A 6,576-nucleotide genomic window follows, 5' to 3' on the forward strand; every position below is an offset into this window, starting at 1 on the left:
AGGCTGTATTTAAATGAACTTATATCACTTATATGGTTTAAAAATTACAGTCATTCGAACTGTTTTTAAGAACATTAAATGATTTTGTTATTTTAAATTAGTCTTAATTATGCTTGTTATTACTTTAAATTCTATATTTTTGCATCGTTATTATATTTTATCAGAATGGCATTAATTAGTGATTTGACCACCAAAGTATTATTTGAAACCGAAAAAGGATACAGTTATCAATGTGACTTGACCAATAGTATAATTATCAATTTTGTTGATACGGTGTCAAGTTATAAAATTCATGATTTTTTGATTTTTCAAAGAAAGGTTAATAGCGTTGACATTCTCAATATGCTTTATGACTTATCTGATCATTCAGATGCACAATTGATTGAAACTACTAAAAGAAATTTTTCCAGAAATCTTACTATCTGCGAAATCGTTCAGTTAAGAGATTTATTAAACGGAACAAAATTCACCCTTACTTTACATTCTTTGCTTTGCAATACTGTCAATGTAGAGCTTATTTAGATTCTTACTTAGATTAAATCCAAATTTTAAGGCATTTAGAGCTGCCTTGCATAATTTTTGTAATTTTACATAGATAAAAACAAAGTTATGAAAGATCTACTAAGAACAAGTACTTCATTAGTTGAAGGAATAGAAAATATATTGAACTTACAGGCAAAAATAGAAAGCGACGCTTCTAACAAATATTTAGCTATGGCTGCATGGTTAGATAGAAATGGTTATGCAAATACAGCATCATACTTGTATAAGCAAGCCGAAGAAGAAAGAGAGCATTTTCTAAAAGTTTTCAAATATATTACAGATATGGGAGGGATTGCAGTTACGCCATCTGTTCCGGAAGTGCAGCAGGAATTTGCTTCTTTTAGAGAAGTATTTGAAATTGCTTTGCAAAACGAAATTGCAGTTACTCAGTCGATTAATAAAGTAATTGCAAAATGTAGAGCTGAGAATGATTATGCTACAGAAGATTTTATGATGTGGTATGTAGCTGAGCAAAGAGAAGAAGAGAAAAATGCAAGAAGAGCTTTAGAGCTTTTTGAACTAATCAATGGAAACGAAGCTGACGGAAAATTTCAATTGGATGTTCAGATTTCAAAAATCGGATAAATATCGATTTATTATATAAAAACAAAGCCCTTAATATTTATTAAGGGCTTTGTTTTTTATTATGATTTATTCATTCATCAGGCTTTCGATTTCATCAACCTCGATAGGAATATTACGCATTAGGTTAAAAGGCTCACCTTTTTCCTGAACCACTACGTTATCTTCTAAACGAATACCAAAACCTTCTGCCGGAATATAAATTCCAGGTTCAACCGTAAAAACCATATTGGCTTTCATAGGCTCGTGAAGCAATCCGTAATCGTGCGTGTCAAGTCCCATATGGTGAGAAGTTCCGTGCATGAAATATTTTTTGTAAGCAGGCCATTCCGGATTTTCGTTCTGAACATCAGCTTTATCGATTAATCCTAAACCAAGCAATTCTGATGTCATGATTTTGCCCACTTCAATATGATATTGTTTCCAAAGTGTTCCTGGAGCCAACATTTTTGTAGCTTCATTTTTCACTTTCAAAACAGCATTATAAACCGCTTTCTGGCGATCTGAGAATTTTCCTGAAACCGGAATTGTTCTTGTCATATCGCTTGAATAATTAGCATATTCAGCCGCAACATCCAATAAAATCAAATCTCCGGCTTTACATTGCTGATTGTTTTCAATATAATGTAAAACATTTGCATTATTTCCTGAAGCAATAATTGGTGTATAAGCAAAACCTTTAGAACGATTACGAACAAATTCGTGAATCAATTCAGCTTCGATTTCGTATTCAGTAACATTTGGTTTTACAAACGGCAATAATCTACGGAAGCCTTTCTCCGTAATATCACAAGCTTTCTGGATCAAATCAATCTCTTCGCTTTCTTTTACAGAACGAATGCGTTGCAAAATAGGGTTGCTTTTTGCTACATTATGAGCAGGATAACGCTCTTTCCACCATTTTACAAAACGAGCTTCGCGGGTTTCAGTTTCAACTGATGCGCGGTAATGTTCATTTGTATTAATGTACATTGTGTCAGCATACGTCATCATTTCGTTCAAAACTTTATGAAAATCCTGTAGCCAATAAACCGTTCTAATTCCCGAAACCTGAAAAGCACGTTCTTTGCTTAGTTTTTCACCTTCCCAAACCGCGATATGATCATTGGTTTCTTTCAGAAAAAGAATTTCTTTTTGATTCTCATAAGGCGCATCCGGAAACAAAAGCAAAATACTTTCTTCCTGATCAACACCGCTTAGATAAAAAATATCTCTATGCTGAGCAAACGGCAAAGTACTATCAGCACTAACTGGGTAAATGTCATTTGAATTGAAAACGGCAACCGAATTAGGTTTCATTTCTGCCGTGAATTTTTTGCGATTTTTTACAAAAAGAGCGCTGTTTATTTGATGATATTTCATAATAATGTGAGTTTTGAACTTCGAATTTCAAAATTAGTGATTTTTGAAGAAGTAGCACAAAATAGGTTTATTAAAGTTTTCTTATTTGTTTTCATTTTATTCGATAGACAAAATTCCCGCAATTATCATATTAATCGTAAACAATACCAAAACAGGAATGCTTATTTCCTGCCAATATTCCAGAAACGAAAACTGCTGAAAATTCTCCACCACCGGTATATCATTTAGATTACAAATCAGAATCGAAGCTACACAGCAAAACGAAAAAGGAACGGCAAAACGGTAAATAAAACTCGGTGCAATAACCTCCACGCGTTCAAAAAACATGATCGTTAAACAATAAAGCATTGTGCAAATAAAAGTAATCGGAATACCTACAAGTATACCCATTGTTTGATTAAAAGAATCGTTTCCCTGAGCGCTAAAAACGACAAAAAAAAGTAATGTAATTATTATAGCGCAAAAAAAACTTTTCGTCAACGGTTGTTTTGTTTTCATAAAACATTAATTTATTGGTCTGATAATAAAATAAGTAGAGTTTCTTAGAATGCAAAATGCAGGATTTGCAGGATGACTATAATAACCCATATCTGTGCGATCACTCCAGGATTCATTTTTTAATTTCAGAGTGTCATTTTTTATTACAATATCATAAAAAGCATTTACGCGCCAGGAATTACTGCCAAGCTTACTTATTTTGTGAGTGTAAACAGGCGCAAATATTTTTTGATAAGGTTCAGAAACACTTTCTTTAAACAAACTTTTGCCATACAATGCATACCATTCTTTGTCAATTAAAAAAAGTGCTTTATCAAAATATTGCCCAACATCATCACTATTGTAATTATGCATTTGAGCCTTAAAACAATAAACAGAACTCGCTTTTTTGCTTAATTTATTGTATTCTTCCTCCGTGCGTTCAAAAGTCCAGTCGGCTTTTGGGTTAAGTTCGATGTAGTTATGGCGAATAGTATCATTGTCAATAATCCATGAGATATAATTTTTTTTCGAAAGTAAATACGATTCATAAATTTCATACGAATCATATCTGCGCGTCTTTAAACTGTCAATTAGTTTTCCTTTGTTGTCGAATTTATAATGCAATATAAATTCATCATTATCATTAGCAAAACCTTCCTTTCCCGATTCAAAAACAACCGTTTCAGACAATGGCGAAAAGTAAACCGTATTCGTATTAAGAGAATTATCTCCTAAACTTACAATTTCATAATGAGCAGATTTTACAGTGTCTTCTAAGTTTTTATACGCTAAATATTTTTGGGGTAAATCAGGCTGAGTAATAAAATTTCTAAAAAAATAACCATACAAAATGTAACTCACGGCTATAAATAATGAAATGCATACAAAGTATAAGTTTTTCTTATATAGGTTCATAGGTCGAAAATAGTGGTATTGGTTTAGGTTCAAATCTAAAACCTTTTTTTGTGTCTGCAATTATTTTTGTACATGAAAATTTACAAATTGCAAAAATTGCTATTGTCTTGTTTGAGCGTAGTCGGGCAATCATGAGTTTTTAAAACCTGTTGCTCTGAAAGAGCCTTAGCAATAGCATACTGCGAAGCGCTATGAGAGAAAACGATTGTAATTTTATGCCCTGTAAGGGCGGAAGTCTAATTTCAAAAAAACATGTTTATCATATTTTACATGATGTTCATCTGAAGAACAATATTTTTCTTTTGCCCTTTCAGGGCAATTTTTGCTTTTGATTTAATTCGTAGTGCGCTGCACTACGCTATTGCATTTTAGGGCTTTCAGCCCATTTTAAAAGTTTTGGAGATTTATGATTTTCAATCAGATGGTATAGATTTGCAATCCGTGCCCGCAATGATAATCAAATCCATAAAAAAAACCGAAGCCAATTCAAACTTCGGTTTTTTTATAAATATATTTCTCAAAAATTATTTCTCACTCAACAATTTCTCTAAAAGAGCCACTTTTTCTTTTTCAGCCTGAACCAATCGTTCATAAAGTTTTTCATTTTTATCAAAAGCTTCAAGAAGTTTATCTAGTGGGTTGAATGTACAACCATGATTCACGGAAGATGAACCATTGTCATAAGTATTTCCAATAATATTAAAAACAGCCTCTTCAGAAAAGTTTCTTATTACATCAGCAGGTACGCCCAAAGCTTCTGCAATTGCTTTTAGTTTTTCATCATCAACGCTTTCGCTTCCTTCAATAATAGAGATCGATTGCTGCGTAGTACCAATGGCTTGTGCAAGCGCTTCCTGCTTCATGTCTCTCAGTTCTCTAATTCGGCTTATATTTCTGCCGATATGTTTTGGTTTTACTGTGCTCATAGGTCAAAGATATTTAAAATTCTTTTACATTTTCGGTTTCGGTAGAAAACAAGTTTGTTCTTGTGAGATACAATTTGCAGATTATTTTATGCGAGTAAAAATACAACTTTTCTGATCATTGTTTGATTTTGAATTTAGAATTGTGTAATCTTGATAGTAGAAAAAAACAACTTCGATTAAATTAATAAAATGCAAACTTCCAATTTTAAACTAATAACAATAAAAGAAATCAAATCGCAATTTCCGTTTCTAATCGATCACGAAGGCTTTGATTATTTTGAGGAATGGGAAGATGAAGATTTTTTTCTAATGGCAGAAAGCGATATAAGTTTTGATGGAAATTTTTATTTAGATCTTTACGAAGAAAAAAAGAAAAAATGGCTTGCCAGCTTGTTAAACCTTCCCGCTAAAAAAATCGAAGAAATAAGAATCGAAGGCATTTTGATAAATGGAAATTTCTCAACGAGCGGTTCCATTATCAATGCCGAAGGAGATTACGGGCCCTATATTTTTATTAGCGGAAACCTTACATGTCAAAGTCTTTTGCTTGGTGGTTCCTATGTTGAAATAAAAGGAAATGTCGAAGCGAAAGAAGTGTTCATGACCTATTATAATCACGGTAATTTTAACTGTTCAGGCACAATAAATTCTCCTGTTTTTATTGTTAACGATCATAATACAGCATTCGTAGAAAGAAAAAATGATTTGTTTTATTATAACGACAGGGACAATGATTCTGACCCGAAAAACGAATGCAGCTATGATGATGAAACAGATGAAGAAGTTATCTCTAACGAACTTCGAAAACTACTCGATAATCCATTAATTGAAAGTTTTGAAGAATTAGAAAGAGAATTAGCAATGGGCGAATTAATATTAAAACAAAATAATCCGCCGGCTAAAACTTACGAATATTGGCGCGCACGCGTTTTGGTAAATTATAGAGATCTTAAACTGGTTCCGAAAGAATTTAAAACCGAAGAACTTTGTAATCTGGCCTTAAATATCACTTATCATGCTTTGCCGTTTGTCAATCAGAATATCATAACTTCTCAACTCTGCGAGAAATTAGTGAATAAAGATGGTTTTGCAATTCAGGTAATTCCTGATGAATTTATAACAAAAGAACTTTGTTTTAAAGCGGCTGAGAGCGGAACAATGCTGCGATTGATTCCGTCAGCATACTATACTGAAGAATTGATTTTATTGGTTTTCAAAAACGGAAAACATCAACCGGATATTAACGATGTTTCTTCTGAGTTTATTACCGAAACTCTTCTTCAAGAATATTTAAAAATAGGAAAGGGACTTTGGCTTGATAAAACCTGCAAAGAAAACGGAATAGATAAATTGCAAGTTTTAAAACATGTAATCGATTCTGGAATTCAATATTTGGATAATGTTTTCGGGAATCATTTTAGTAAAGAAATTGTTGATTATGCTTTTTCGATTTATAAAAATCAAGAGGGTTGGAGTAATTACGTTCAGAAATACAAGGTTAAATTTGAACGGCTTGAGTTGAATGAATATTTAGAAAATTAAATATCTTGATTATGGTGAAATTTAAAGCATTAGCATTATTCTTGATTGTTTTACTTTTTGCAGTAAGCTGTAAAGAAGTTCCAGCATCGATAAAATTAAAAATTGAATTTGAAAATAAGTTAAATCAAGATCTTTCCAAGATTTATGGCATTCAGGTATATAAAGATGGAAAAATTTTCAAAAAATTTAGCTCGTTTGAAAAACCATATATTAGAAAAGAAATTAC

The 6,576-nt window shown here is 32.1% G+C and carries 8 protein-coding genes; 4 read left to right on the plus strand and 4 right to left on the minus strand.

Annotation, left to right across the window (positions count from 1 at the left end; genetic code table 11):
- Window positions 1-165: 165 nt before the first annotated feature.
- Window positions 166-522 carry a hypothetical protein gene (locus FLACOL7796_RS21660; protein WP_173972875.1) on the plus strand — a complete coding sequence of 119 codons (357 nt, stop codon included), beginning with the start codon at window positions 166-168 and terminating at the stop codon, window positions 520-522.
- A gap of 87 nt (window positions 523-609) precedes the next feature.
- A complete protein-coding gene (locus tag FLACOL7796_RS21665) occupies window positions 610-1,128 on the plus strand; it encodes a ferritin (protein ID WP_173972876.1) in 519 nt (172 codons plus the stop codon).
- A gap of 66 nt (window positions 1,129-1,194) precedes the next feature.
- Here the strand turns inward: FLACOL7796_RS21665 and FLACOL7796_RS21670 are convergent, their stop codons facing one another.
- From FLACOL7796_RS21670 to FLACOL7796_RS21685, 4 genes are all read right to left on the minus strand, one after another.
- Window positions 1,195-2,487 (minus strand): aminopeptidase P family protein, encoded by a 1,293-nt coding sequence (locus FLACOL7796_RS21670; RefSeq protein ID WP_173972877.1) that lies wholly within the window; start codon window positions 2,485-2,487, stop codon window positions 1,195-1,197.
- 96 nt (window positions 2,488-2,583) lie between these two features.
- On the minus strand, window positions 2,584-2,985 hold the full coding sequence (locus FLACOL7796_RS21675) for a hypothetical protein (RefSeq protein ID WP_173972878.1): 402 nt from the start codon (window positions 2,983-2,985) through the stop codon (window positions 2,584-2,586).
- 6 nt (window positions 2,986-2,991) lie between these two features.
- Window positions 2,992-3,882: a hypothetical protein gene (locus FLACOL7796_RS21680; protein WP_173972879.1), complete on the minus strand. Its 891-nt coding sequence runs from the start codon at window positions 3,880-3,882 to the stop codon at window positions 2,992-2,994.
- Between the two features lie 524 nt (window positions 3,883-4,406).
- Complete coding sequence (locus FLACOL7796_RS21685) at window positions 4,407-4,808, minus strand: helix-turn-helix domain-containing protein (protein WP_173972880.1); 402 nt, start codon at window positions 4,806-4,808, stop codon at window positions 4,407-4,409.
- Between the two features lie 189 nt (window positions 4,809-4,997).
- On the opposite strand from FLACOL7796_RS21685, the gene FLACOL7796_RS21690 reads away from it, so the two are divergent.
- Together FLACOL7796_RS21690 and FLACOL7796_RS21695 are read left to right on the plus strand one after the other, a co-directional pair.
- Window positions 4,998-6,350, plus strand: coding sequence for a polymer-forming cytoskeletal protein (locus FLACOL7796_RS21690; protein ID WP_173972881.1), 1,353 nt, complete (start codon window positions 4,998-5,000; stop codon window positions 6,348-6,350).
- 11 nt (window positions 6,351-6,361) lie between these two features.
- A partial coding sequence (locus FLACOL7796_RS21695; RefSeq protein WP_173972882.1) for a hypothetical protein occupies window positions 6,362-6,576 on the plus strand: 215 nt, incomplete at its 3' end.

Origin of the sequence: Flavobacterium bizetiae (assembly GCF_902804475.1) — a bacterium.
GTDB classification, from domain to species: domain Bacteria; phylum Bacteroidota; class Bacteroidia; order Flavobacteriales; family Flavobacteriaceae; genus Flavobacterium; species Flavobacterium bizetiae.

Excerpts from the sequence above, each read along its gene's own strand:
- FLACOL7796_RS21680 (WP_173972879.1), bottom strand. The coding sequence starts at position 3,882 with ATGAACCTATATAAGAAAAACTTATACTTTGTATGCATTTCATTATTT.
- FLACOL7796_RS21670 (WP_173972877.1), bottom strand. The coding sequence starts at position 2,487 with ATGAAATATCATCAAATAAACAGCGCTCTTTTTGTAAAAAATCGCAAA.
- FLACOL7796_RS21685 (WP_173972880.1), bottom strand. The coding sequence starts at position 4,808 with ATGAGCACAGTAAAACCAAAACATATCGGCAGAAATATAAGCCGAATT.
- FLACOL7796_RS21660 (WP_173972875.1), top strand. The coding sequence starts at position 166 with ATGGCATTAATTAGTGATTTGACCACCAAAGTATTATTTGAAACCGAA.
- FLACOL7796_RS21690 (WP_173972881.1), top strand. The coding sequence starts at position 4,998 with ATGCAAACTTCCAATTTTAAACTAATAACAATAAAAGAAATCAAATCG.
- FLACOL7796_RS21665 (WP_173972876.1), top strand. The coding sequence starts at position 610 with ATGAAAGATCTACTAAGAACAAGTACTTCATTAGTTGAAGGAATAGAA.
- FLACOL7796_RS21675 (WP_173972878.1), bottom strand. The coding sequence starts at position 2,985 with ATGAAAACAAAACAACCGTTGACGAAAAGTTTTTTTTGCGCTATAATA.